Here is a 25792-nt window from a genome sequence, read left to right on the forward strand (position 1 = left end):
TATGAGGTGAGGACATGGATAAAGAAATAAAACAAGTAGATTTAGTTATAATTGGAGGAGGTCCAGCAGGATTAGCAGCAGCAATTTATGGAGGTAGAGCTAAATTAAATATTATATTGCTAGAAGAGAAAATTGTAGGTGGCCAAGTAAGAAATAGTTACACTATAGAAAATTATCCGGGATTTGAAAGTATACAAGGAGGTAAGTTAGCTGATATTTTTCAAAAACAGGTTGAATCATTAGGTGTTGTTATAGATGAATTTGATCTAATCCAAAATATAAAAATATCAGATTGTGATAAAACAGTAGAAACTGAGAGTTACATATATAAATCTAAAGCAATAATAATTGCTACTGGAGCATCACCTAAAAGGTTACCACTACCTGAAGAATCTAAATATGCAGGAAAAGGAGTTCATTATTGTGCTATATGTGATGGTGCTATGTATAACGGAAAAAGAATAGCTGTTGTAGGTGGGGGGAATTCTGCATTAGAAGAAGCAATATTTTTAACTAAGTTTGCAGAAAAACTATTTATAATTAGAAGACATGATTATTTTAATGGAGAAAAAACTTTAATAGAGGCAGTAATAAATCATCCTAAGATAGAAGTACTTTTTAATGAAAATGTAGAAGCGTTAAAAGGTGATAATTTTTTAGAACAAGTAGTTCTTAAAAATAAAAAAACAGGAGAACTTACTAAATTAGATTTAGATGCTATTTTTGGATATATTGGTACAGAACCTAAAACTACAGGTTTAGATAAATATTTAATTTTAAATAAACAGGGATATATAGTTACTAATGAAGATATGGAAACAAACATAAAAGGTGTATATGCAGCTGGAGATGTACGTGAAAAAAAATATAGACAAATTACAACAGCTGTAGCAGATGGAACAATAGCACTTTTAAATGCAGAAAAATATATATTACAACAGAAGAAATAATAGATGAATTTAATAGGCAAAAATATTAATAAATAATTTAATATTATGAAAGCCTTAGTATAATATAAAGTTGTTATACTAAGGCTTTAAAATGCATAGAGTTATTTTTTTATATATGTAAATAACATAAAGGTTTATTGAGCAAGTGCTTTTAAGATAGCAGATTTGTCAAATCCAATAATAATATTATTATTAATATCTAATACTGGAACACCCATTTGATTAGATTTTTTGATCATTTCTTCTCTAGCAATCATATCATCTTGAACATTTAAATCTTCAAATTCAACGTTTTGAGACTTTAGATAGTTTTTAACTTTAACACACCAAGGACAAGAATCTGTTGAATACACTTTTATCATAATATCCTCCTTAAACGATAATAATTATTATATAATTATTATAATACTTTAAAGCTAGCATATCAATATAATCCTATATTTTTAACTATTTTATCATATTACCATTTTCTAAATTAGAGTTTAAAACTAAATTAGAGAACTCATGTGAAGAATATGAATTATCAAAACTGTAATTCAAAGTATACTTATTTTTATCCCTAAGTATATTTTTAGAAGGAACAGTAATAGTTGAGAAAAAATCTTTACTTACCATATGATCATCTCCTTAAAATTATATAGATAGTTTTTGTAATAATTAATTATTTATACAATAGTGGTTATGAGACTTAATATATGTATAGTGATATAAATATCTATATGAGATTTAGTAAAATATAAATAAATATATTTGATTATAAATTTTATTAAATGATATAATTAATATTAAAATTTATGTTATTATAAAATTATTAATTGAAAAATATAAATATGGTAATTTTTAAATTATTAAGAGAGGAATTTATATGGCTAAAATAAAATCTGTATATATTTGCCAACAATGTGCATATGAATCTGCAAAATGGTTAGGAAAGTGTCCTTCATGCAGTAGTTGGAATACATTTAATGAAGAAATAAAAGACAGCACTAAAGAAAATTTAACATTAAAAGTTAACAGTATATTACAAAATAATTCTCCTAAGAATATTAGAGATATAAAATCAGGAGAAAATGAAAGATATGATACTGGAATTAATGAGCTTAATAGGGTTTTAGGTGGAGGATTAGTTAAAGGATCTTTAACATTAATTTCTGGTGATCCAGGTATTGGGAAATCAACACTGCTGTTGCAAACTGCAAATAACATTTCGCTCAAATATGGAAAGGTTCTTTATGTTTCTGGAGAAGAATCTGAGCAACAGATAAAAATTAGAGGAGATAGATTAGGGGTAAATAGTAAAGATCTTTTTATAGTATCTGAAACTAACTTGGATGCTATTTCAATATATATTGAACAGATTAATCCTAATTTTGTTATTATAGATTCAATTCAAACCATATTTAAAGATAGTATTTCATCGGCACCAGGAAGTGTTTCTCAAGTAAAGGAGTGTTCTAACACTATTATGAGAATATGTAAAGGTAGCAACATACCCTTTTTTTTGGTGGCTCATGTTACAAAACAAGGAGAGTTGGCTGGACCTAGGGTGCTAGAACATATGGTGGATACAGTGTTGTATTTTGAAGGAGAACGAACAGAGGAATATAGAATATTAAGAACTATGAAAAATCGTTTTGGAACTACTAGTGAAATAGGTGTTTTTGAAATGCAGCAAGAAGGTTTATTAGAAGTATTTGACCCATCTAAAATATTTCTAGAAGATACGAGCTATAATCAGGAAGGTTCTGTGGTAATTGGAATTATGGAAGGAACTAGACCTATCTTAGTAGAAATTCAAGCATTAGTAAGTGAAACTAACGCACCAATGCCAAGAAGAACAGCAGTTGGTATAGATCATCAGAGGTTAAGTTTGATTTTAGCTGTTTTAGAAAAGAAGTTAAAGGTACCTTTTTATAACAAGGATGTGTATGTAAATGTAGTAGGAGGACTTAGTATAGATGGGACTGCTGCGGATTTAGGTTTAGCATTGGCTTTATTATCTAGTGTTAAATCAAAAGAATTTAAATTAGAAAAAACTCTTATTGTGGGTGAAGTTGGATTAACAGGAGAAATAAGACCAATAGCAGCTACTGAAAGATTAGTTAAAGAAGCAGAGAAATTAGGTTTTAAAAATGTAGTAATTCCAGAAAGAAATAAAGATAAAGTTAAAAAGAGTAAGATAAATATAATAGGTATTGGAAGTTTAAAAGAAGTAATAAGTAAGATATTTTAGGAAGAGTAGGTGAGTGTATGAGAATAGAAAAGGGAATGAAAATAAAAAATACGTTAAAGATAATGTGCCCAGGCACTCAACTAAGGGAGGGGCTTGAAAACATACTACGGGCTAAAACTGGCGGATTAATTGTAATTGGAGATAATAAAGAAGTGATGAATACAGTAGATGGAGGATTCACCATTAATTCTGATTATAGTCCATCATATGTTTATGAATTAGCTAAAATGGATGGAGCTATTGTAATTAGTGAAGATTTAAAGAAAATTGTATGTGCAAATGCTCAATTAATACCAGATGCTTCAATTGTAACGTATGAAACAGGAACACGACATAGAACTGCTCATAGAGTAGCTAAACAAACTAATAATATAGTAATAGCTATATCTCAAAGAAGAAACATAATAACTATATATAAAGGTGATATAAAATATGTTTTAAGAGAAAGTAGTGTAATTCTTGCAAGAGCAAATCAAGCAGTACAAACTCTAGAAAAGTATGTAGCTGTACTAGAACGTGTTATTAATAATTTGAATCTTCTAGAATTTCAAGATTTAACTACTCTCTTTGATGTAGTTACTGCTGTTCAAAGAACTGAAATGGTAATGAGAATAGTGGAAGAAATTAATATGTATATCTTAGAGTTAGGTAATGAAGGTAGACTTATATCTATGCAACTTAGTGAGTTAATTAAGCACATAGAACGAGATGGAATTTTATTAATTAGAGATTATTGTAAAGATGAAGAAGCTCATGGTGATATATACGAACAAATACAAAAATTAAGTGCTACTGAGGTTTTAGATTTAGATTCAATTGCAAGGGTATTAGGACATGGAGGAGTACCTCTTATAGATACACTTATATCACCTAAAGGATATAGAATATTAAGTAAAGTCCCTAGAATACCATCTAATGTAATAGATAACTTAATTAAGGAATTTAAGGAACTAAACAATGTAATAGAAGCAGATACAGATGAATTAGACAATGTAGAGGGAATAGGGGAAGCTAGAGCAACGGCTATTAAAAACGGATTAAAAAGAATAAAAGAACAAATATTTTTAAATAAAGAGATATAAGTGAAAGTAAAAATTAAGAATTTTGTTTATTAAACTTACTTAAATAATTGTATATAAGTAAAGTTTTACTTTGTAATAAAAAATTCGGCACTACAACATATGAGTAAGCCGAAATTTTATTTGTTATATAGTAATATTATCTAAAAGTAAATTTTCCTAAGGTATTTATCTTGTTATGCTCTTTAATTAAAACATCATAGAGATTTATATCTAGATCATTACATAACGATGTAAGATAAAAAAGATTATTGCCCATTTCTCTTTCAATAATTTCACGACAGTTTTCACAAAGTTCACCACTTATATGAGTATTTAAACAGTTGCTTAGTTCATCAATCGAATCATCTTCATTTGGTAAAGATTGTTTAGAAGCATTAATATTTATGCAACCACAATTAGTAACAGCTTTTGCAATAGCTCTATTTACCCTAGCACCGGATTCACTATATTTAGTAAGAACATCTAGAATACTTTTATGTCTTAGCAAAGAATCACTTACAGAATTTTGAAAATCATCAAATATTATATCCTTCATACGTCTCAACTCCTTGATAGAATTTAATTTTACTGTAAAGTAATTATAAATATTTTCAGACTATTTTGTCAATAAAAGATTAAGGTTTGAAATATATGTTTATAATACAGAAGAATTGAATTAATTAATAGGGGGATTAAAATTTATTAAACTTAAGAAATTAGTAATTTTAGATAAAGATAGAGTATGATATAATTAATAACAGTTAATATATAGAAACATGTGTTAAATAGCACTTAGATGATAATTTAGAAAGACTTAGGTGTTAATAAGGAAGGAGTGAGTTATTTGTTAAAAAAGATAGTAAGAGGAATTTTTTCTGCAATAGGATTAATGATTGGTTATATTATAGGAAATTCTTTATTAGGAATACCTAATATTCAAGATATAAAATATTTGTCAACTTTCCCTGGGAATATAATATTTCTTGTAATTATATCTTTATTATTTGGAATTATATTATATATTTTTTCTCCAGTTATATATAAATCTATTTCTAATTTAGTTGAGTATATTGAAAGAAACATTCAAAAATTAACATTAATTGAAATTATTTGTGGGGCGTTAGGAGCTGTAATTGCACTAATATTAATGTCATTTATTGCAAAACCAATAAATGGTATATATCCTATTGTAGGACCAGTTTTATTTATATTATTAAACTTAATATCAGCAATAATAGGTGCAGATATATTAATTAAGAAAAAAGATGACATAACAGCATTGCTTGTAAATATAAAAAAACCTGCAACTAAAGAAAAAAAATCAAAAAATAATGTAGTAAAAGGAATACCAAAAGTTTTAGATACATCAGTTATAATTGATGGAAGAATATTTGATATTTGTGAAACTGGATTTATAGAAGGACCATTAGTTATTCCTAACTTTGTGTTAGATGAGTTAAGACATATATCAGATTCTTCAGATTCATTAAAAAGGAACAGAGGAAGAAGAGGACTAGATATATTAAATAGAATTCAAAAAGAACTTTCTATTGAAACACAAATCTGGGAGGGGGATTTCCCAAAAATAAATGAAGTAGATAGTAAGTTATTAAAACTTGCACAGACATTAAATGGCAAGGTAATAACTAATGATTACAACTTAAATAAAGTAGCAGAGTTTCAAGGAGTACCAGTATTAAATATAAATGAGTTATCAAATGCTATAAAGTCAGTGGTATTACCAGGAGAAGAAATGCAAATTGATATAGTAAAAGATGGTAAAGAATCAACTCAGGGAGTAGCATATTTAGATGATGGAACTATGATTGTTGTAGAGAGTGGTAAAAAGTATATTGGAGAAACAATACGGGTTATAGTTACATCTGTTCTTCAAACTGCAGCTGGAAGAATGATTTTTGCAAAACCGAGAGATAATTAAAAATAAGGAGATTTTTCTATATGGTTAGTGCAATAATAGTAGCTGGTGGAAAAGGCAAAAGAATGGGTACTGTTCAAAGTAAACAATATATTAATTTGAATGGTAAGCCAATTCTTTATTACACTATTAAAAACTTTTTAAAAAATGATTTAATAGATAAAGTAATTTTAGTAGTTCCATCCAATGAAATAGAGTATTGTAAAAGAAAAATTTTAGAACCTAATTTGTTAAAAATCGATAAAATAGTAGCAGGCGGTAAAGAACGATATGATTCTGTGTATAATGGATTAATTGAGGCGCAAGGATCTGAAATAGTATTAATTCATGATGGAGTAAGACCCTTTGCGTCTGAAAAGATAATAGAAGATGCTATAAAGCATGCCAAAATGTATGGAGCAGCAGCACCTGGAGTTACACCAAAAGATACTATTAAGATTAAAGATGAAGATAATTTTTCATCACATACTCCTAAAAGAAGTAAGTTAGTAGCTGTTCAAACACCTCAAGCATTTAGATTTGATATGATATATGATTGTCATAAAAAAATAAGAGAAAAAGGTGTTTTGATTACAGATGATACAATGGTTGTAGAGTATTTTGGTAATAAGGTTTATCTTTATGAAGGTGAATATAATAATATCAAAATTACTACACCAGAGGATCTAATTATTGCAGAGTATTTAGTATCAAAATAGTAGGAAGATAATATATTGACAGCGAAATTGCAAAAAGTTATAATGAATTAAGTTAATTGTAAGAATATATAAAAGCAATGATGAAGAATAGTAAAAATCGGTAATCAGAGAGAAAATCCTTGGCTGTAAGATTTTCAAACAGATTTTGAACCAGCTTCTGAGTAATAGGAAAAAACTATCGGTTTAACACCGTTATCATTATTAGAGGACAAAGTTAGGTGGTACCGCGATGGAAAGTTCGCCCTAAGATATATATAGGGAGAGCTTTTTTTGTTATAAAAAAACCACTTCAATATAAAAAAATATGCATTGGAGGAAATTGAATAATGAAAATGTCTAATATGTTAATATCTACATTAAGAGAAGTTCCAGCAGAAGCAGAAATTGATAGCCATAAGCTTATGCTTAGATCAGGAATGATAAGAAAAATGGCATCAGGAATATATAATTATATGCCATTAGGTCTTAAAGCATTAAAGAAAGTTGAAGATATAATAAGAGAAGAAATGAATGAAGCAGGAGCTCAAGAATTTCTAGCTTCAGCTATGATTCCAGCAGAATTATGGCAATCATCAGGTAGATGGGATGCTTATGGTGCTGAAATGTTTAGAGTAAAAGATAGAAATGAAAGAGATTTCTGTTTAGGACCTACACATGAAGAAGTATTTACTGATATGGCTAAAAATGAAATTAAATCTTATAAGCAATTACCAGTTAATTTATATCAAATTCAAACAAAATATAGAGACGAACGTAGACCAAGATTTGGTGTTATGAGATCAAGAGAATTTGTTATGAAAGATGCTTATAGTTTTGATAAGGATCAACAAGGATTAGATGAGTCATATAATAAAATGTATGAAGCATATGTTAAAATTTTTAATAGATGTGGATTAGATGCAAAATGTGTTGAAGCAGATTCAGGAGCAATTGGAGGATCAAATTCAGCAGAATTTATGGTTAAATCAGAAGTTGGAGAAGACGATATTGTTTTCTGTACTGAATGTGATTATGCAGCTAACATTGAAAAAGCAACTGCTAGATTAGAAGAGGTTGAAAAAGAAGAATTAATGGAAGTTGAAAAAGTAGCTACTCCTGATAGTAGAGGAATAGATGAAGTATCAGAATTCTTAAATATATCTTCTAAAAAGACAGTTAAAACTTTATTATATAATGTTGATGGAAAAATAGTTGCTGTATTTGTAAGAGGCGATAGAGAAGTTAATGAAGTTAAAGTAGCTAATGCTTCAAATGCTTCAGGAGACATAGAAATGGCGTCTCATGAAGAGTATATGAATGCAACTGGTTGTGGAATTGGATTTGCGGGACCAATAGGAATAAAGACTGATTTAATATTGGTAGATAAAGAAGTTAAGAATATGTATAACTTTGTAACAGGAGCAAATGAAACAGGATATCATATTAAAAATGTAAATTATGGACGTGACTTTGAAGGTACAGTTGGTGACTATAGAAATGTAGTAGAAGGAGAAGCATGCCCAACATGTGGAGGAAAGCTTACAATTTCTAGAGGAACAGAAGTTGGTCATATCTTTAAATTAGGAACTAAGTATTCAGAAGCAATGGATGCTAAATTTATAGCTGAAAATGGAAAAGAAGCTCCATTTATAATGGGATGCTATGGAATAGGTGTTACAAGAACCATGGCATCTATAATTGAACAACATAACGATGAGAACGGAATAATATGGCCATTAGCTGTTGCTCCATACCATGTTTCAGTAATTGCTGTAAATGTTAAAGATGAAGAACAAGTAAAAATAGCTACTAAACTTTATGAAGATTTAAGAGCTATGGGTGTTGAAGCATTATTAGATGATAGAAATGAAAGAGCAGGAGTTAAGTTTAAAGATTCAGAAATAATGGGAATTCCTATGAGAGTAACAGTAGGAAAGAAAATTGTTGATGGAGAAGTTGAATTTAAAGTTAGAGATGGTGAGATGCAAATAATTAAAATAGATAAGGTTTCCCAAGTAGTAAAGGAAGAATTTGATAAAAACAATCTAAAATTAAAATAATGTAGGAGGCAAGAATTGAATGAGGATATTTAATACTTTAACGAGGAAAAAAGAAGAATTTGTTCCTATTACCCCAGATGAAGTTAAAATGTATGTTTGTGGGCCTACTGTGTATAATTTCTTTCACATAGGAAATGGAAGAACATTTATAATATTTGATACAATTAGAAGGTATTTAGAGTATAAGGGATTTAAGGTTACATTTATTCAAAATTTTACTGATATAGACGATAAAATGATTAAAAAAGCTAATGAAGAAGGAACAACTGTAAAAGAAGTTGGAGATAAATATATCAAAGAATATTATGAAGATGCTGATAAACTTCAAATACAAAGAGCTACAGTTAATCCTAGAGCAACTGAATATATTGAAGAAGTGGTAGAGTTTGTTAAGTCGCTAATTGACGCAGGGTTTGCTTATGAAGTTAATGGCGATGTATATTATAGTACTAAAAAGTTTAAAGAATATGGTAAATTATCTGGACAAAATTTAGATGATTTACAAGCAGGCGCTAGAATTAGTGTCGATGAAAGAAAAAATGATCCTATGGACTTTGCAATTTGGAAAACTCAAAAGTTAGGAGAGCCAGCTTGGGAAAGCCCATGGGGACTTGGAAGGCCAGGATGGCATATTGAATGTTCTTGTATGGCTAAAAAGTTATTAGGAGAAACTATTGATATTCATGCAGGCGGAATGGATTTAGTATTTCCACACCATGAAAATGAAATAGCTCAAAGTGAAGCACTAACAGGAAAGCAATTTGCTAATTATTGGTTGCATGCAGCGTTTGTTAATATTGATAATAAGAAAATGTCAAAATCATTAAATAATTTCTTTACAGCTAGAGAAATACTTGATAAATATGATGCTGATACAGTAAGGTTTTTAATGCTATCTGGTCATTATAGAATTCAAATAAACTTTAGTCAGGATTTATTAGAATCAGCTAAATCATCAATTGAAAGATTATATAATTGCATAAATAATCTAGAAAATTTGATTGATGAAGTAAAAAAACAAGATATGGATGAGGAAGAAAAGTTATATTTAAAATCATTAGATAAATATAGAGATAGATTTATTGAAAAAATGGATGATGATTTCAATACTGCAGATGCAATTTCAGTATTGTTTGATTTAACTAAAGATATTAATAGCAATATTACTATCGATTCATCAAAAGACTTATGCGAAAAATCATTATTAATAGTTAGAGAATTAGGAAAACCACTTGGAATGCTTCAAAAGTCTACAAAACAAGATTTAGAAACTGAAATACAAGCTATGGTTGATAAAAGACAACAAGCTAGAAAAGATAGAGATTTTGCTTTATCAGATAAAATAAGAGATGAATTAAAGTCTAGAGGAATTGTTTTAGAAGATACTCCACAAGGAGTTAGATGGAAAAAGGTTAATTAAGGCATTTCGCAATAAATAACTAGTCAGTCTTCTTGTTTTTTTGAACTATACTGCGTCAGCAAATGCAACTAATAACAGCAGTATTAACTACATTTACTTCCTTGTCTAGTTCAAAAAATTCTAAGAAGCTTTGACTAGTTATTTATTTTACAATGCCTAAAATGAAAAAGGGCTGCAGATTGCAGCCCTTATTTAAAGGAGAAATAGTATGTTAGATGATTTAAAAGTAAGAGAATTTACTAAAGAAAAAGCACGAATGTTGAATCCACTTCAATTAGCATTAATAGGAGATGGGGCATTTGAAATTTTTATAAGAACTTATATTTTAGCGGAAAATGAATCATTAACAGCAAATAAGATTCATGTAAAGGCAATTGGATATGTAAAGGCTAAAGGACAATCGTGTATAATGCACGAAATAGAGCAGCTATTAACAGAAGAAGAGCTTAGCATATATAAACGTGGTAGAAATGCAAAATCACCAACTGTACCTAAAAATGCTGATGTAAGAGATTATAGAATGGCAACAGGGTTTGAAGCATTGGTAGGATATTTATATTTGGTTGGAGATAAAGATAGATTAGAGTTTATATTAAATAAAAGCATTGAAGTGTTAAATAAAGAAGAGGTGTAAACTAATGGGAGAAAAAACAAGGGGTTCTAATAAATCAGAAAGAAACATTAATAATAGAAACAGTAACAAACCTACAAGCGATAGAAACAATAAATATAATACAAATGATAAGAATAATAGATTTAACGAAAATGAAAAAAATAATGTAGATAATGTAGCTGAAAGAGAAGTTAATTTAGAAGAGAGAGAAGATATAATAATTGGTAGAAATGCAGTTATTGAAGCGTTAAAAACCGATAGAACTATAGAAACATTATATTTATCAAATTCTAAGTTAGAAGGATCTATAAATACAATTATTACATTGGCAAAAGAAAATAAAATTTTAATTAAAGAGGTTGATAGAAGAAAACTTGACTCAATATGTAATGGAGCAGTCCACCAAGGGGTCATAGCGAAAGTTACTCCATACAAGTATGCAGAAGTATCTGAAATACTAGATTTAGCAAAGCAAAGAGGAGAAAAACCATTTATTATTATATTAGATGAAGTTGAGGATCCACATAATTTAGGATCAATTGTAAGGACAGCAGAATTGTTTGGAGTACACGGAGTTATAATACCTAAAAGAAGAAGTGCATCAATAAGTGCAATGGTATATAAGTCTTCAGTTGGAGCTATCGAACATGTTAAAGTTGCAAAAGTTACAAATTTAAATTCAGTAATAGATGATTTAAAAGAAAAAGGAATTTGGATTTATGGAGCTGATATAAGAGCAGAAGAATATAGTTATCAAACTGATTTTAGTGGATCATGTGCACTTGTTATTGGAAATGAAGGAAAAGGAATATCAAAATTAACATTACAAAAATGTGATAAACTAATTAAAATACCTATGGTAGGGAAGATTAATTCTTTAAATGCTTCAGTAGCAGGTGGTATAATGATGTATGAAGTTCTAAAAGGACGTTTAAAGTAGGAAGAGGTACATTGTGAAGGTTATTTTTGTTGACGGATATAATGTTATAAATAGTTGGCCCGATCTAAAAATAAAGAAAGATTATAGTTTTGATGGAGCTAGACGATCACTAATAGATACAATGCACAATTATGGAGTTTATAATGAATGTAAAGTAATAATAGTGTTTGATGCCCATAAAGTTCCAGGGAGTATTCAAAAAGTAGAGAACTTTAACAAAAATCTATCAATAGTTTTTACAAAAGATGGAGAAACCGCTGATAGTTATATTGAAAGAGAAGTAAATACTTTAGGAAGAAAATATGAAGTTATTGTTGTTACATCAGATTGGTTAGAGCAACAAACAATTTTTCAAAGAGGTGCAGTTAGAATGTCTTCTTTGGAATTTTACAATGAGGTTGTTGATGTTGAAGAAGCAATAAGAACAAGTAGAGAAGAAAACAAAATTTCACAAAAAAATAGTTTGAGTGATAATATAAATTTGGATATTTTGAAAAAATTAGAAAAAATTAGAAGAGGAAAGTAAAATTCATTGACTAAGGCATTTTTACTAGGTTATAATTGTTTACATAAGGTTACATAGTGAAGAAGGAGAAAGTTGAGCGTGAATATTGGGTGAATTTTTAAAATTTAAAGAAAAATTAGATGAGGAAATAGTGCTAGAATCTAAAAAAGGTAATGTTAGAGCACAAGAATACTTAATTTCAAAATATGAAAATTTCGTAAAGTCAAAGGCAAAGTCTTATTTTTTGATAGGGGCAGATAAAGAAGATATTTATCAAGAAGGTATGATTGGATTATATAAAGCGATAAGAGACTTTAAGCCTGATAAATTAACATCATTTAAAGCCTTTGCAGAACTATGTGTAACTAGACAAATTATAACAGCAATTAAAACAGCCACTAGACAAAAACATATTCCACTAAATACATATATATCTTTAAACAAACCTATATATGAAGAGGAATCAGAGAGAACATTATTAGATGTATTAGCAGGAATAAAAATTTCGGATCCAGAAGAACTTCTTATAAGTAAAGAACACATGGATCATATCGAAACATCTATAGCAAAAGTCTTATCTGATTTGGAATTAGAAGTTCTTATGTCTTACTTAGATGGTAAGTCATATCAAGAAATTGCTTGTGATTTAGACAGGCATTCCAAATCAATTGATAATGCACTTCAAAGGGTTAAAAGAAAACTAGAAAAATGCTTAGATATAAAGTAATTGATTTATATTGACAAACAAAAAGAATAATAGTAAACTTTATAATTGGTATATCAAGAAAATAGTAAGTTTTGAGTGCTCACGTAGCTCAGTCGGTAGAGCGTCGCCTTGGTAAGGCGGAGGTCGTCGGTTCAATCCCGATCGTGAGCTCCAATTATAAAAAAATAAAAAAACACTAGGCAAGGTTTATTAAAGGTAAGAGGAGGAATTTTACAATGTCAAAAGCAAAATTTGAGAGAAGTAAGCCACACGTAAATATCGGAACAATTGGTCACGTAGACCATGGTAAGACAACATTAACAGCTGCAATCACAACAGTATTAGCAGCAAAGGGATTTGCAGAAGCATTTAACTATGCAGATATAGATAAGGCTCCAGAAGAAAAAGAAAGAGGAATCACAATCAATACTGCACATGTTGAGTATGAAACAGCAAACAGACATTATGCTCACGTAGACTGTCCAGGACATGCTGATTATGTAAAGAACATGATTACAGGAGCAGCACAAATGGATGGAGCAATATTAGTTTGTTCAGCAGCAGATGGTCCAATGCCACAAACAAGAGAACATATCCTATTAGCATCAAGAGTTGGAGTTGACTACATCGTAGTATTCTTAAACAAAGCTGATATGGTAGATGACGAAGAATTATTAGAATTAGTTGAAATGGAAGTTAGAGAATTATTAAGCGAATACAACTTCCCAGGAGACGATATTCCAGTAATAAAGGGATCTGCATTACAAGCATTAGAAAACCCAACAGATGAAGCTAAAATAGCTCCAATATTAGAATTAATGGAAGCTGTAGATAGCTATATCCCAACACCTGAAAGAGCAACAGATAAGCCATTTATCATGCCTATAGAAGATGTATTTACAATCACAGGTAGAGGAACAGTTGCTACAGGAAGAGTTGAAACAGGAGTACTTCACGTAGGAGACGAAGTTGAAATCGTAGGATTAAGTGAAGAGAAGAAAAAGGTAGTAGTAACAGGAATAGAAATGTTCAGAAAGTTACTAGATGATGCAAGAGCAGGAGATAACATAGGAGCATTATTAAGAGGAGTACAAAGAGCAGACATCGAAAGAGGTCAAGTATTAGCTGTACCAAATTCAGTACACCCACATACTAACTTTGTAGGTCAAGTATATGTTCTTAAAAAAGAAGAAGGTGGAAGACATACTCCATTCTTTGATGGATATAGACCACAATTCTACTTCAGAACAACAGATGTTACAGGATCAATCAAATTACCAGAAGGAATGGAAATGGTAATGCCAGGAGATCACATCGACATGAAAGTTGAATTAATCACTCCAGTAGCTATGGATGAAGGATTAAGATTCGCTATCAGAGAAGGTGGAAGAACAGTAGGTTCAGGAGTTGTTACTAGCATAGCTAAATAATAAAAGTATGGGACTAGATTAACAAGTCTAGTTCCGTTTAAAGAGATATTGACATTTTACATATTCTATGATATTGTGTAAAAAGTGACGTTTATTAAAGAAAAAATAAGAGAATGAATCTCTTATTGAATATATATAAAACTGGAGGTGCAGTTGTGAGAACAAAAATAACTTTAGCATGCACAGAGTGTAAACAAAGAAATTATGATTCAATGAAAAATAAAAAGAACAATCCAGATAGATTGGAAATGAATAAGTATTGTAAGTTTTGTAAAAAACACACACTTCATAGAGAAACAAAATAGTCAATAATGAGGTACGACATATACTTATTAATTTTTAAGGATGTGAAGATATGTCAGTAAGTAATGATGTGAAAACTAAACAGACTACTAAAAACAGTGGTTTTTTTGGTTTTTTTAGAGAGGTTAAGGCAGAAGTTAAAAGGATAACTTGGCCTTCAAAAGATGAGACGAAAAAAGCATTTGTTGCAGTGGTTATATTCGCACTAATATATGTTGTGTTAGTTGGCGGATTGGATTTTATTTTCAAGAACCTCTTTGAAATAATTCTTAATTTGAAGTAAAAGGAGGTTTAGGTGATATTTAATTCACCTGACAAGTATGAGTGATATAGCAAGATGGTATGTAGTACATACATATTCTGGATACGAAAATAAGGTTAAAGCAAACCTCGAAAAAGCAATTGAAAATAGAAATCTTGAATCATTAATTCATGACATGCAAGTGCCTATGGAAGAAGTGATTGAAGAAAAAGATGGAAAACAAAAAGTCTCATTAAAGAAAAAATTTCCTGGTTATGTGCTTATAAAAATGCTGATGACTGATGAATCTTGGTATGTTGTAAGAAACACAAGAGGAGTTACAGGATTTGTTGGACCAGGATCAAAGCCTGTTCCTCTTACTGAAGACGAAGTTGAATCAATGGGAGTTTTACAAATGCCTGTTGAAATTGACTTAGAAGTAGGGGAAAGTATTAGAATTATCTCAGGACCTTTAAGGGATTCAGTAGCTAAAATACAAGAGATAATTGTAGATAAAAGTAAGATAAAGGCTTTAGTAGATATGTTCGGCAGAGAAACTCTTGCTGAATTAGACTTTAATCAAGTTGAAAAGTTAGTTTAATTAATATAAACTGATTTTAATTAAGTGGGAGGACTAAAAAGTCCGTATATACCACAGTGTAGGAGGAATAACAAAATGGCTAAGAAAGTAACTGGAATGATTAAACTTCAACTTCAAGCAGGTAAGGCAACACCAGCGCCACCTGTTGGTCCAGCTTTAGGTCAACATGGTGTGAATATAATGGGATTCTGTAAGGAGTTTAATGCTAAAACTGCAAATCAAGCTGGGTTAATAATACCAGTAGTTATAACAGTTTATCAAGATAGATCTTTTAGTTTCATATTAAAGACTCCTCCAGCTGCTGTTCTAATCAAGAAAGAATTAGGATTAGAAAGTGGATCAGGAGTACCTAATAAAACAAAAGTAGGTAGTTTAACTAAAGATCAAGTAAAGAAAATTGCTGAAACTAAAATGCCAGACTTAAATGCTGCTAGTGTTGAATCTGCTATGAGAATGATAGAAGGAACAGCTAGAAGTATGGGAGTAACAATTCAAGAATAATTTGTAAAAATAAGTGGGAGGTCAAAACCGTTAATACCACGAAGGAGGCTTATTTATGGGAAAGAAATATATTGAAAGTGCAAAGCTAATAGATAAAAGTGCTTTATATAATCCAGCAGAAGCATTAGAATTAACTGTAAAAACTGCAAAGGCAAACTTTGATGAAACTATTGAACTACATGTAAGACTTGGAGTAGATCCAAGACATGCTGATCAACAAGTTAGAGGAGCAGTTGTATTACCTAATGGAACTGGTAAGACAGTTAGAGTCCTTGTATTTGCTAAAGGAGATAAAGCTACAGAAGCTACAGAAGCAGGGGCAGATTTCGTTGGAGCTGATGAATTAGTTCAAAAAATCCAAGGAGAAAACTGGTTTGATTATGATGTAGTTGTTGCAACTCCAGATATGATGGGTGTTGTTGGTAGAATAGGTAGAGTATTAGGACCTAAGGGATTAATGCCAAATCCAAAATCAGGAACAGTAACATTTGATGTTGCTAAAGCCATTGCTGAAATAAAAGCAGGTAAAGTTGAATATAGAGTTGATAAAACTTCTATAGTTCATTGTCCAATAGGAAAGAAATCTTTTGGTGCTGATAAGTTAAAGCAAAACTTTAACACATTAATGGAAGCTTTAGTTAAAGCTAAACCAGCAGCAGCAAAAGGACAATACTTAAAATCAGTAACAGTTTCAAGTACAATGGGACCTGGAGCAAGAATTAATCCAACAAGAACTTTAGATTAATATTGACTTAACTAATAAAAAGTGATATAATCTATTTTGTTGTGAAAAATAAAATATCTTTTCCATAGACAGTAGGTGCGAAAGCATAAAGTTATAACTACCTACCTAGGTTATATAATAATTAGTTTATTATAGATCTTCTCTGTTTATGGGAAGATCTTTTTTAATAGAAATAAGCAGTTTCAAACTGTGAGGAGGTGGATCATAGTAATGAATAAGAACAGACAACTTAAAGAAGCAAAGGTTGCTGAGATTAAAGAAAAGTTAGAAAAATCAAAAGCTGTTGTTTTTGCTAAGTATCAAGGATTAACTGTTGAAGAAGACACAACTCTTAGAAAAAATTTAAGAGAAGTTGGAGTAGAATATAAAGTATATAAAAATACTTTAGTTATTTTAGCTGCTAAAGAGTTAGGATTAGATGGTGCTGTTGAATACTTAGAAGGACCTGTAGCTATTGCATTTGGATACGAAGACGTTACTGTTGGAGCAAGAGTGTTAAATGACTTCGCTAAAGATCATAAGAAGTTAGAATTAAAAGCTGGTATAGTAGAAGGAGAAATCTACGATGCAGATAAGATTAAACAACTTGCAACAATACCTTCAAAAGAAGTTCTTATTGCAAAACTTCTTGGAAGTATCAAGTCTCCACTATCAAACCTTGCTTATTTATTAAGTGCAGTTAGAGATAGTAAGGAAACTGAATCAGCAGAATAATTAAATTAAAAACAAAATTTTACAAAAAAATTTCGGAGGTGCTATTAAAATGACAAGAGAAGATATCATTCAAGCTATAAAAGAAATGAGCGTTTTAGAATTAAATGAATTAGTAAAAGCTTGCGAAGAAGAATTTGGTGTAAGCGCTGCTGCTCCAGTTGCAGCTGCAGGTGCTGCAGTTGCAGGTGCTGCTGAAGAAAAAACTGAATTTGATGTAGTATTAGCTAGTGCTGGTGCTAACAAAATTAAGGTTATTAAAGCAGTTAGAGAAATCACTGGATTAGGATTAAAAGAAGCTAAAGAAATAGTTGATGGAGCTCCTAAGACATTAAAAGAAGCTGTATCTAAAGAAGCTGCAGAAGAAATGAAAGCTAAATTAGCTGAAGTTGGCGCTGAAGTAGAAGTTAAGTAATTTATTAAATATAAAAAAGGTGCTATATAGCACCTTTTTTAAACTATTTTTTATAAAGCTATATAAAATGTTCATTTTTAAAAGTGGATATTTTATATAGCTTTATAGCTGGTAAATTGTTAATAAAATTTGAATTTTAAACTTATTTAAAATATTGACAATGAAAATTTTATATGATAGTATCATATAATGTACTTATTCATGATAATGGATAAGTGTATATTCATGGGAAAAATAAGTATAATTTAATCAAAAATGGTTATACTGAAAGAAGACGCTGTCCGAAAGCATAAGTCCTTAGGGAAAGTATGCTTTTGGTTATTTTAGTTTATACAAGGGGTGAAAGTTGATGGTACATCCTATTCAAGTTGGAAAAAGAACAAGAATGAGTTTTGGTAAAGTCAAAGATGTTACAGATATGCCAAATTTGATTGAGGTACAATTAGATTCGTATCAATGGTTTTTAAAAGAAGGATTACATGAAGTCTTTGGTGATATTAATCCTATTACAAATTTTACGGGTAATTTAGTACTAGAATTTGTAGGTTATAAACTTGATATGGATAATATCAAGTATTCTGGTGAAGAGTGTAAAGAAAGAGATTCAACCTATGCGGCACCATTAAAAGTTTCAGTAAGATTACAAAATAATGAAACTGGTGAAATTAAAGAACAAGAAGTATTTATGGGTGATTTCCCATTAATGACAGATCAAGGTACTTTTATAATTAATGGTGCAGAAAGAGTTATTGTTAGCCAATTAGTAAGATCACCAGGCGTATATTACAATTACTCTATTGATAAGACTGGTAAAAAATTATATTCAGCTACTGTAATTCCTAATAGGGGTGCATGGTTAGAATATGAAACAGATTCTAATGATATTATCTATGTGAGAATTGATAAAACAAGAAAATTACCAATTACTATTTTAGGTAGAGCTATGGGAATTGGTAGTGATCAAGAATTATTAGATTTCTTTGGTGAAGATGAAAGATTTAGAGCAAGTATAGAAAAAGATAATACTAAGACTAAAGAAGAAGCATTAATTGAAATATATAAGAGATTGAGACCAGGTGAACCGCCAACAGTAGATAGTGCAGTATCATTAATAGACTCATTATTTTTTGATGCTAAAAGATATGATTTATCTAGAGTTGGAAGATATAAGTTTAATAAAAAACTTGCATTAAACTTAAGAATAACAAATCAAATATCAGCAAGTGATGTTGTTAATCCTAAGACTGGTGAAATCATGGTTGAAAAAGGCCAAAAAATCAGTAGATTAACAGCTGAAGATATTCAAAATGCTGGAGTTAAATCTGTTGATGTATTAGTAGATGATAAACTTGTTAGAGTTATTAGCAATAATTTTGTTGATATTACTAAGCAAGTACCTTTTGATGTTTCAGATTTACAAATAAAAGAATTAGTACACTATCCAACATTAAGAGAAATATTAGATAATTTTTCAGATGAAGATAGTATTAAAGAAGAAATAAAGAAAAATATAACTAGACTTATTCCGAAACATGTTATAAGAGATGATATATTTGCAACTATTAGTTACGAATTAGGATTACCTTATGGAATAGGTTATGTTGATGATATAGACCATTTGGGTAATAGAAGATTAAGATCAGTAGGAGAGTTATTACAAAATCAATTTAGAATTGGTTTATCAAGAATGGAAAGAGTAGTTAAAGAAAGAATGACTATCCAAGACCAAGAATCAATTACTCCTCAAATGTTGATTAATATAAGACCAGTTTCAGCAGCTATTAAAGAGTTTTTTGGTAGTTCACAATTATCACAATTCATGGATCAAACAAATCCATTGTCAGAATTAACACATAAAAGAAGATTATCTGCATTAGGACCAGGAGGTCTTTCAAGAGAAAGAGCTGGATTCGAAGTTAGAGACGTTCATCATTCACATTATGGTAGAATGTGTCCAATTGAAACTCCAGAAGGCCCTAATATAGGACTTATCAATTCACTAGCAACTTATGCAAGAGTTAATGAATATGGTTTTATTGAAACACCATATAGAATTATAGATAAAGAAAATGCTATAGCAACAAAAGAGATAAGATACTTCACTGCTGATGAAGAAGATCAATGCTTAATAGCTCAAGCAAAAGAACCGTTGGATGAAAATGGAAAGTTTATTGATTCAAAAGTTACTGTAAGATACTTAGAAGATGTATTAGTAGTTCCTGCTAATGAAGTTGACTTAATGGATGTATCAGCAAGACAAATTGTATCAGTAGCAACAGCAATGATACCATTCCTTGAAAATGATGATGCATCGAGAGCCCTAATGGGATCTAACATGCAACGTCAAGCAGTTCCATTATTAAAGCCACAAGCGCCTATAGTTGGAACAGGAATAGAATTTAAAGCAGCAGTAGACTCTGGAGTACTTCCAAAGGCAAAAAATGCAGGTGTTGTTAGCTATGTTTCAGCGAATGAAATTCGAGTTAAAAGAGATTCAGACGGTGGAACAGATATTTATAGACTACTAAAGTTTAAGAGAAGTAACCAAAGTAGTTGTATAAATCAAAGACCAATAGTAAGCACTGGCGAAATTGTATTTAAGAATCAAGTTCTTTCTGATGGTCCTTCAACAGATTTAGGAGAAATAGCATTAGGTAAGAACATTAGAATGGGATTTATAACTTGGGAAGGTTATAATTACGAAGATGCTATGCTTATTTCTGAAGAGTTAGTAAGGGAAGATGTATTTACTTCTATGCATATTGAAGAATATGAATGTGAAGCAAGAGATACAAAACTTGGACCTGAAGAAATAACAAGAGATATTCCAAATGTAAGTGACGATGCACTTAAAGATATAGACGATAGAGGTATTATAAGAATAGGTGCTGAGGTTAGATCAGGGGATATATTAGTTGGTAAAGTGACTCCAAAGGGAGAAACTGAACTTACAGCAGAAGAAAGATTATTAAGAGCAATCTTTGGAGAAAAGGCAAGAGAAGTAAGAGATACTTCATTAAGAGTTCCTCATGGAGAATCTGGAATAATAGTTGATATAAAAGTGTTTACAAGAGAAAATGGAGATGAATTAAATCCAGGAGTGAATGAACTTGTAAGATGCTATATTGTTCAAAAAAGAAAGATTTCAGTTGGAGATAAAATGGCTGGACGTCATGGTAACAAGGGTGTTATTTCTAGAATATTACCTGAAGAAGATATGCCGTTCTTACCAGATGGTAGACCATTACAAATATGCTTAAATCCTTTAGGAGTACCTTCACGTATGAATATTGGTCAGGTACTTGAAGTTCATTTAGGTTGGGCTTCTAGTCAATTGGGTTGGCATATAGCAACACCTGTATTTGATGGAGCAACTGAAACTGAGATTGAAGAATGTTTAGAAAAAGCTGGATATAATGTAAATGGAAAAACTGTATTATATGATGGCAGAACTGGTGAAGCATTTGATAATCCTGTAACTGTGGGTATAATGTATATTTTAAAACTTGCCCATTTAGTTGATGATAAGATTCATGCTAGATCAACAGGACCATATTCATTAGTTACACAACAACCACTAGGAGGTAAAGCTCAGTTTGGTGGTCAAAGATTTGGAGAAATGGAAGTTTGGGCACTCGAAGCTTATGGTGCTGCGCATACATTACAAGAAATATTAACTGTTAAGTCAGATGATGTTGTAGGTAGAGTTAAGACATATGAAGCTATTGTTAAGGGTGAAAATATACCTGAACCGGGAGTTCCAGAATCATTTAAGGTTCTCATCAAAGAACTTCAAGCATTATGTTTAGACGTTAAAGTGTTAAATGAAGAAAATCAAGAAGTTAGCTTAAAAGAATCCGTTGATGAAGAAATGGCAGATTTAGAGGTTAATGTTGAAGCATCAGAAGATGTTATTGTAAATACTGTTAAAGATACGGATGATACCGATAAAGAAGATGCTGAAGAAACTGATTATGATGAAAATTTCGAAATAGAAGCATTTGAAGGTGAATTAGAACTAGATGATTTTAATGACGAACACTAATTTTGAAGGGAGGATTTACCCTTGTTTGAGTTAAATAATTTTGATGCCATACAAATTGGTTTAGCATCTCCAGAACAAATAAGAGAGTGGTCAAGAGGAGAGGTTAAAAAACCAGAAACTATTAATTATAGAACATTAAAACCAGAAAAAGATGGTTTGTTTTGTGAGAGAATTTTTGGACCTATGAAAGACTGGGAATGTCATTGTGGAAAATACAAGAGAGTAAGATATAAAGGTATAGTTTGTGACCGATGTGGGGTAGAAGTTACAAAGGCCAAAGTTAGAAGAGAAAGAATGGGGCATATAGAATTAGCTGCCCCAGTTTCTCACATTTGGTACTTTAAAGGAATTCCATCTAGAATGGGATTATTAATGGATATGTCACCAAGAGCTTTAGAAAAAGTTTTATATTTTGCATCTTATATAGTAATAGATCCAAAAGAGACTTCTCTACTAAAAAAACAGCTCCTTAATGAGAAGGAATATAGAGAAGCTGTAGATAAATATGGTGAAGATAGCTTTGTAGCAGGAATGGGTGCAGAAGCTGTTCAAGACTTACTTGGAGAAATTGATTTAGAAGCTGGTGCGAGAGATCTTAAGGAAGAACTTAAACAAAGTACTGGTCAAAAAAGAGTAAGAATTATAAGAAGATTAGAAGTTGTAGAATCTTTTGCTAAATCAGGTAATGATCCTAAATGGATGATAATAAATGTAATACCAGTAATTCCACCAGATTTAAGACCAATGGTTCAATTAGATGGTGGTAGATTTGCAACATCTGATTTAAATGATTTATACAGAAGAGTTATAAATAGAAATAATAGATTGAAAAAGTTATTAGATTTAGGAGCACCAGATATAATTGTTAGAAATGAAAAGAGAATGCTTCAAGAAGCAGTAGATGCTCTTATTGATAATGGTAGAAGAGGTAGACCTGTAACTGGTCCTGGAAACAGACCTTTAAAATCTCTTTCAGATATGTTGAAGGGTAAGCAAGGAAGATTTAGACAAAACTTACTTGGAAAGAGAGTTGATTATTCAGGTAGATCTGTTATAGTTGTTGGTCCTGAACTTAAAATGTATCAATGTGGACTTCCTAAAGAAATGGCTTTAGAATTATTTAAACCATTTGTAATGAAGAAATTGGTGCAAGATGGAGTTGCTCATAATATAAAGAGCGCTAAGAGAATGGTTGAAAGAGTATTACCACAAGTATGGGATGTATTAGAAGAAGTTATTACAGATCATCCAGTATTACTTAACCGTGCTCCGACTCTACATAGATTAGGAATTCAAGCCTTCCAACCAGTTTTGGTAGAAGGAAGAGCAATTAAACTTCATCCGTTAGCATGTACAGCATATAATGCTGACTTTGATGGAGACCAAATGGCTGTCCATGTTCCATTATCAGTAGAAGCTCAAGCAGAAGCTAGATTTTTAATGCTAGCAGCAGGAAATATTTTAAAACCATCAGATGGTAAGCCAGTTTGTGTACCAACACAAGATATGGTTCTTGGTTCTTACTATTTAACAATGGATAGAACTGGTGCTAAGGGAGAAGGGATGACTTTCTCAAGTAAAGATGAATCAATAATGGCTTATGAATCTAAAGATATAGAGATCCATGCACAAATTAATGTTAGAGTATTTAAAGAATTTAATGGAGTTATGGAATCAGCAATAATTAAGACTACAGTAGGAAAACTTATTTTTAATGAGTCAATTCCACAAGATTTGGGTTTAGTTGATAGAGAAGATGATGACAAAAAATTTGATTTAGAAATTGATTTCTTAGTTACTAAAAAAACATTAGGAAAAATCATAGATCAATCTTATATGCAACATGGACCTACAAAGACATCTATAATGCTTGATAATATTAAAGCATTAGGATATCATTATTCATCAATTGGAGCTGTAACTGTTGCAGCATCAGATATGATAGTACCTGATGCAAAGTATGATTTACTTAAAGAAGCAGATGAGACAGTAGAAAAAATTGAAAAAATGTATAAAAGAGGATTCATATCAGATGAAGAAAGATATGAAAGAGTTATAGAAAAATGGACTAAAACAACAGAAGATGTTGCAAATGCACTAATGGATAGTTTGGATAAATTCAATCCAATATATATGATGGCTGATTCAGGAGCCAGAGGTTCTAAGTCTCAAATCAAGCAATTAGCAGGTATGAGAGGACTTATGGCAAGTCCTTCAGGAAAAATACTTGAGTTGCCTATTAGAGCATCATTTAGAGAAGGTCTTGATGTATTAGAATACTTTATATCTACTCATGGAGCTAGAAAAGGTAATGCAGATACAGCATTAAAAACTGCCGATTCAGGTTATTTAACAAGAAGACTTGTTGATGTATCACAAGATGTAATTGTAAGAGAAGAAGATTGTGGAACTGAAGAAGGAATCTATGTAGCTGAAATTAAAGAAGGTTCTGAAGTAATTGAAGAATTAAAGGAAAGACTAATAGGTAGATATACTGCAGAAGATATCATTGATCCTAATAGTGCTGAAATATTAGTTACTAAAAATGAATATATGGATCCAATTAAGGCAGAAAAAATTGTTTCATCAGGAATTAAAAAGGTTAAGATCAGATCAGTATTTACATGTAGTTGTAAAATTGGAGTATGTGCTAGGTGCTATGGAATGAATATGGCAACTGCCAAAAAGATAGATATTGGTGAAGCAGTTGGTATTATAGCAGCTCAATCTATTGGAGAACCAGGAACACAACTTACAATGAGAACTTTCCATACAGGAGGAGTTGCAGGATCTGATATAACTCAAGGTTTACCTAGAGTTGAAGAATTATTTGAAGCAAGAAAACCAAAGGGTCTTGCTATAGTAAGTGAGATTACAGGTAGCGTTAGGATTGAAGAAACAAAGAAAAAGAGAACAGTGTTTGTTATGAGTGCTGACGCTGAAGAATGTAGCTATGATATACCATTTGGATCAAGACTAAAGGTATCTGAAGGAGATTATGTTGAAGCCGGTGATGAAATCACAGAAGGTTCAGTAAATCCTCATGACATTATGAGTATAAAAGGTGTAGATGGGGCAAGAAGATATTTACTTTCAGAAGTACAAAAAGTATATAGACTACAAGGTGTTGATATAAACGATAAACATTTAGAAGTAGTTGTTAAACAAATGACTAGAAAAGTAAAACTTCTTGAATCAGGAGATAGTGATCTATTGCCAGGAACAATGATTGATATATTTGATTTTGAGGCAGAAAATGCTAGAGTTAGAGCTTTTGGTGGAGAAGAAGCTAAAGGAGAGCAATCTCTGTTAGGTATAACTAAAGCTTCATTAGCAACAGATAGTTTCTTATCAGCTGCATCATTCCAAGAAACTACTAGAGTTCTTACAGAAGCTGCAATTAAAGGGAAAATTGATCCTCTAATTGGATTAAAAGAAAATGTAATTATTGGTAAATTAATTCCTGCAGGAACTGGTATGATGAGGTATAGAGCACTAAATTTAGATACAAAGAATAAAAATTCAAAAGAAACTAATATTGAAACAATTGAATAATTTAATTTTATTGACATGTGTATATTTAAATGATAAAATACAGTTTGTGTGGTTTTGAAAGCCACAGTATATGATGTTTGTTAATATTATTTCATGAAGACAAAGTAATTTTGTCTTCATGAGTTTTTATCAAATTTTATGTTT

At 30.6% G+C, this 25792-nt stretch carries 24 protein-coding genes, 1 tRNA gene and 2 other annotated features; of the genes, 22 read left to right on the forward strand and 3 right to left on the reverse strand.

Annotated features, from left to right (window positions below; translation table 11 throughout):
• The first annotated feature begins 14 nt into the window (after window positions 1-14).
• A complete protein-coding gene (locus tag BM027_RS08285) occupies window positions 15-950 on the forward strand; it encodes an NAD(P)/FAD-dependent oxidoreductase (RefSeq protein ID WP_090090745.1) in 936 nt (311 codons plus the stop codon).
• Between the two features lie 134 nt (window positions 951-1084).
• Here BM027_RS08285 and BM027_RS08290 read toward each other — a convergent pair whose 3' ends face one another.
• Window positions 1085-1312 carry a glutaredoxin family protein gene (locus BM027_RS08290; protein WP_090090747.1) on the reverse strand — a complete coding sequence of 76 codons (228 nt, stop codon included), beginning with the start codon at window positions 1310-1312 and terminating at the stop codon, window positions 1085-1087.
• Window positions 1313-1397: 85 nt separating this feature from the next.
• The gene (locus BM027_RS18220; protein WP_175559958.1) at window positions 1398-1565 is read right to left on the reverse strand and encodes a hypothetical protein; all 168 of its coding nucleotides are present in this window, start codon (window positions 1563-1565) and stop codon (window positions 1398-1400) included.
• A 250-nt stretch (window positions 1566-1815) separates the two neighbouring features.
• Here BM027_RS18220 and radA point away from each other — a divergent pair, with 250 nt between their 5' ends.
• Window positions 1816-3183, forward strand: a complete 1368-nt coding sequence (radA, locus tag BM027_RS08295) for a DNA repair protein RadA (RefSeq protein WP_090090749.1) — start codon at window positions 1816-1818, stop codon at window positions 3181-3183.
• A 17-nt stretch (window positions 3184-3200) separates the two neighbouring features.
• Window positions 3201-4265, forward strand: a complete 1065-nt coding sequence (gene disA / locus BM027_RS08300; protein WP_090090751.1) for a DNA integrity scanning diadenylate cyclase DisA — start codon at window positions 3201-3203, stop codon at window positions 4263-4265.
• A 136-nt stretch (window positions 4266-4401) separates the two neighbouring features.
• Here the strand turns inward: disA and BM027_RS08305 are convergent, their stop codons facing one another.
• Window positions 4402-4800 carry a nucleoside triphosphate pyrophosphohydrolase family protein gene (locus tag BM027_RS08305; protein WP_090090753.1) on the reverse strand — a complete coding sequence of 133 codons (399 nt, stop codon included), beginning with the start codon at window positions 4798-4800 and terminating at the stop codon, window positions 4402-4404.
• Window positions 4801-5088: 288 nt separating this feature from the next.
• On the opposite strand from BM027_RS08305, the gene BM027_RS08310 reads away from it, so the two are divergent.
• The 19 genes from BM027_RS08310 (at window position 5089) to rpoC (ending at window position 25648) form a co-directional block, all read left to right on the forward strand.
• Window positions 5089-6183, forward strand: a complete 1095-nt coding sequence (locus tag BM027_RS08310) for a PIN/TRAM domain-containing protein (protein WP_090090755.1) — start codon at window positions 5089-5091, stop codon at window positions 6181-6183.
• Between the two features lie 20 nt (window positions 6184-6203).
• On the forward strand, window positions 6204-6878 hold the full coding sequence (gene ispD, locus BM027_RS08315; protein WP_090090757.1) for a 2-C-methyl-D-erythritol 4-phosphate cytidylyltransferase: 675 nt from the start codon (window positions 6204-6206) through the stop codon (window positions 6876-6878).
• Between the two features lie 68 nt (window positions 6879-6946).
• Window positions 6947-7127, forward strand: a binding site (T-box leader).
• Window positions 7128-7204: 77 nt separating this feature from the next.
• Entirely contained in the window at window positions 7205-8917 is a 1713-nt protein-coding gene (locus tag BM027_RS08320) for a proline--tRNA ligase (RefSeq protein WP_090090759.1), read from the forward strand.
• Window positions 8918-8936: 19 nt separating this feature from the next.
• Window positions 8937-10337 (forward strand): cysteine--tRNA ligase, encoded by a 1401-nt coding sequence (gene cysS, locus BM027_RS08325; protein WP_090090761.1) that lies wholly within the window; start codon window positions 8937-8939, stop codon window positions 10335-10337.
• Window positions 10338-10545: 208 nt separating this feature from the next.
• Window positions 10546-10971: a Mini-ribonuclease 3 gene (locus BM027_RS08330; protein WP_090090763.1), complete on the forward strand. Its 426-nt coding sequence runs from the start codon at window positions 10546-10548 to the stop codon at window positions 10969-10971.
• A gap of 4 nt (window positions 10972-10975) precedes the next feature.
• The gene (gene rlmB, locus BM027_RS08335; RefSeq protein WP_090090765.1) at window positions 10976-11890 is read left to right on the forward strand and encodes a 23S rRNA (guanosine(2251)-2'-O)-methyltransferase RlmB; all 915 of its coding nucleotides are present in this window, start codon (window positions 10976-10978) and stop codon (window positions 11888-11890) included.
• A gap of 13 nt (window positions 11891-11903) precedes the next feature.
• Window positions 11904-12416 (forward strand): NYN domain-containing protein, encoded by a 513-nt coding sequence (locus BM027_RS08340; protein WP_090090767.1) that lies wholly within the window; start codon window positions 11904-11906, stop codon window positions 12414-12416.
• 85 nt (window positions 12417-12501) lie between these two features.
• Entirely contained in the window at window positions 12502-13122 is a 621-nt protein-coding gene (gene sigH, locus BM027_RS08345; protein WP_090090768.1) for an RNA polymerase sporulation sigma factor SigH, read from the forward strand.
• A 77-nt stretch (window positions 13123-13199) separates the two neighbouring features.
• A tRNA-Thr gene (locus BM027_RS08350) sits at window positions 13200-13275 on the forward strand.
• A gap of 62 nt (window positions 13276-13337) precedes the next feature.
• Window positions 13338-14531, forward strand: coding sequence for an elongation factor Tu (gene tuf, locus BM027_RS08355; protein ID WP_090090770.1), 1194 nt, complete (start codon window positions 13338-13340; stop codon window positions 14529-14531).
• Between the two features lie 155 nt (window positions 14532-14686).
• The gene (rpmG, locus tag BM027_RS08360; RefSeq protein WP_069678554.1) at window positions 14687-14836 is read left to right on the forward strand and encodes a 50S ribosomal protein L33; all 150 of its coding nucleotides are present in this window, start codon (window positions 14687-14689) and stop codon (window positions 14834-14836) included.
• 50 nt (window positions 14837-14886) lie between these two features.
• Window positions 14887-15117 (forward strand): preprotein translocase subunit SecE, encoded by a 231-nt coding sequence (gene secE / locus BM027_RS08365; RefSeq protein WP_090090772.1) that lies wholly within the window; start codon window positions 14887-14889, stop codon window positions 15115-15117.
• A gap of 37 nt (window positions 15118-15154) precedes the next feature.
• On the forward strand, window positions 15155-15676 hold the full coding sequence (nusG, locus tag BM027_RS08370; protein ID WP_090090774.1) for a transcription termination/antitermination protein NusG: 522 nt from the start codon (window positions 15155-15157) through the stop codon (window positions 15674-15676).
• Between the two features lie 75 nt (window positions 15677-15751).
• Window positions 15752-16177, forward strand: a complete 426-nt coding sequence (gene rplK, locus BM027_RS08375; RefSeq protein WP_090090776.1) for a 50S ribosomal protein L11 — start codon at window positions 15752-15754, stop codon at window positions 16175-16177.
• A 55-nt stretch (window positions 16178-16232) separates the two neighbouring features.
• Complete coding sequence (gene rplA / locus BM027_RS08380) at window positions 16233-16922, forward strand: 50S ribosomal protein L1 (RefSeq protein WP_090090778.1); 690 nt, start codon at window positions 16233-16235, stop codon at window positions 16920-16922.
• Between the two features lie 44 nt (window positions 16923-16966).
• Window positions 16967-17096: a sequence feature (ribosomal protein L10 leader region), on the forward strand.
• Between the two features lie 36 nt (window positions 17097-17132).
• Window positions 17133-17636 (forward strand): 50S ribosomal protein L10, encoded by a 504-nt coding sequence (rplJ, locus tag BM027_RS08385; RefSeq protein WP_090090780.1) that lies wholly within the window; start codon window positions 17133-17135, stop codon window positions 17634-17636.
• 49 nt (window positions 17637-17685) lie between these two features.
• On the forward strand, window positions 17686-18048 hold the full coding sequence (gene rplL, locus BM027_RS08390) for a 50S ribosomal protein L7/L12 (protein ID WP_090090782.1): 363 nt from the start codon (window positions 17686-17688) through the stop codon (window positions 18046-18048).
• A gap of 349 nt (window positions 18049-18397) precedes the next feature.
• Window positions 18398-22093 (forward strand): DNA-directed RNA polymerase subunit beta, encoded by a 3696-nt coding sequence (gene rpoB / locus BM027_RS08395; protein ID WP_090090784.1) that lies wholly within the window; start codon window positions 18398-18400, stop codon window positions 22091-22093.
• 21 nt (window positions 22094-22114) lie between these two features.
• Window positions 22115-25648, forward strand: coding sequence for a DNA-directed RNA polymerase subunit beta' (gene rpoC, locus BM027_RS08400; RefSeq protein WP_090090785.1), 3534 nt, complete (start codon window positions 22115-22117; stop codon window positions 25646-25648).
• The last annotated feature ends 144 nt before the right edge of the window (window positions 25649-25792 follow it).

Origin of the sequence: Clostridium uliginosum (genome assembly GCF_900112485.1) — a bacterium.
Classification (GTDB): domain Bacteria; phylum Bacillota; class Clostridia; order Clostridiales; family Clostridiaceae; genus Clostridium; species Clostridium uliginosum.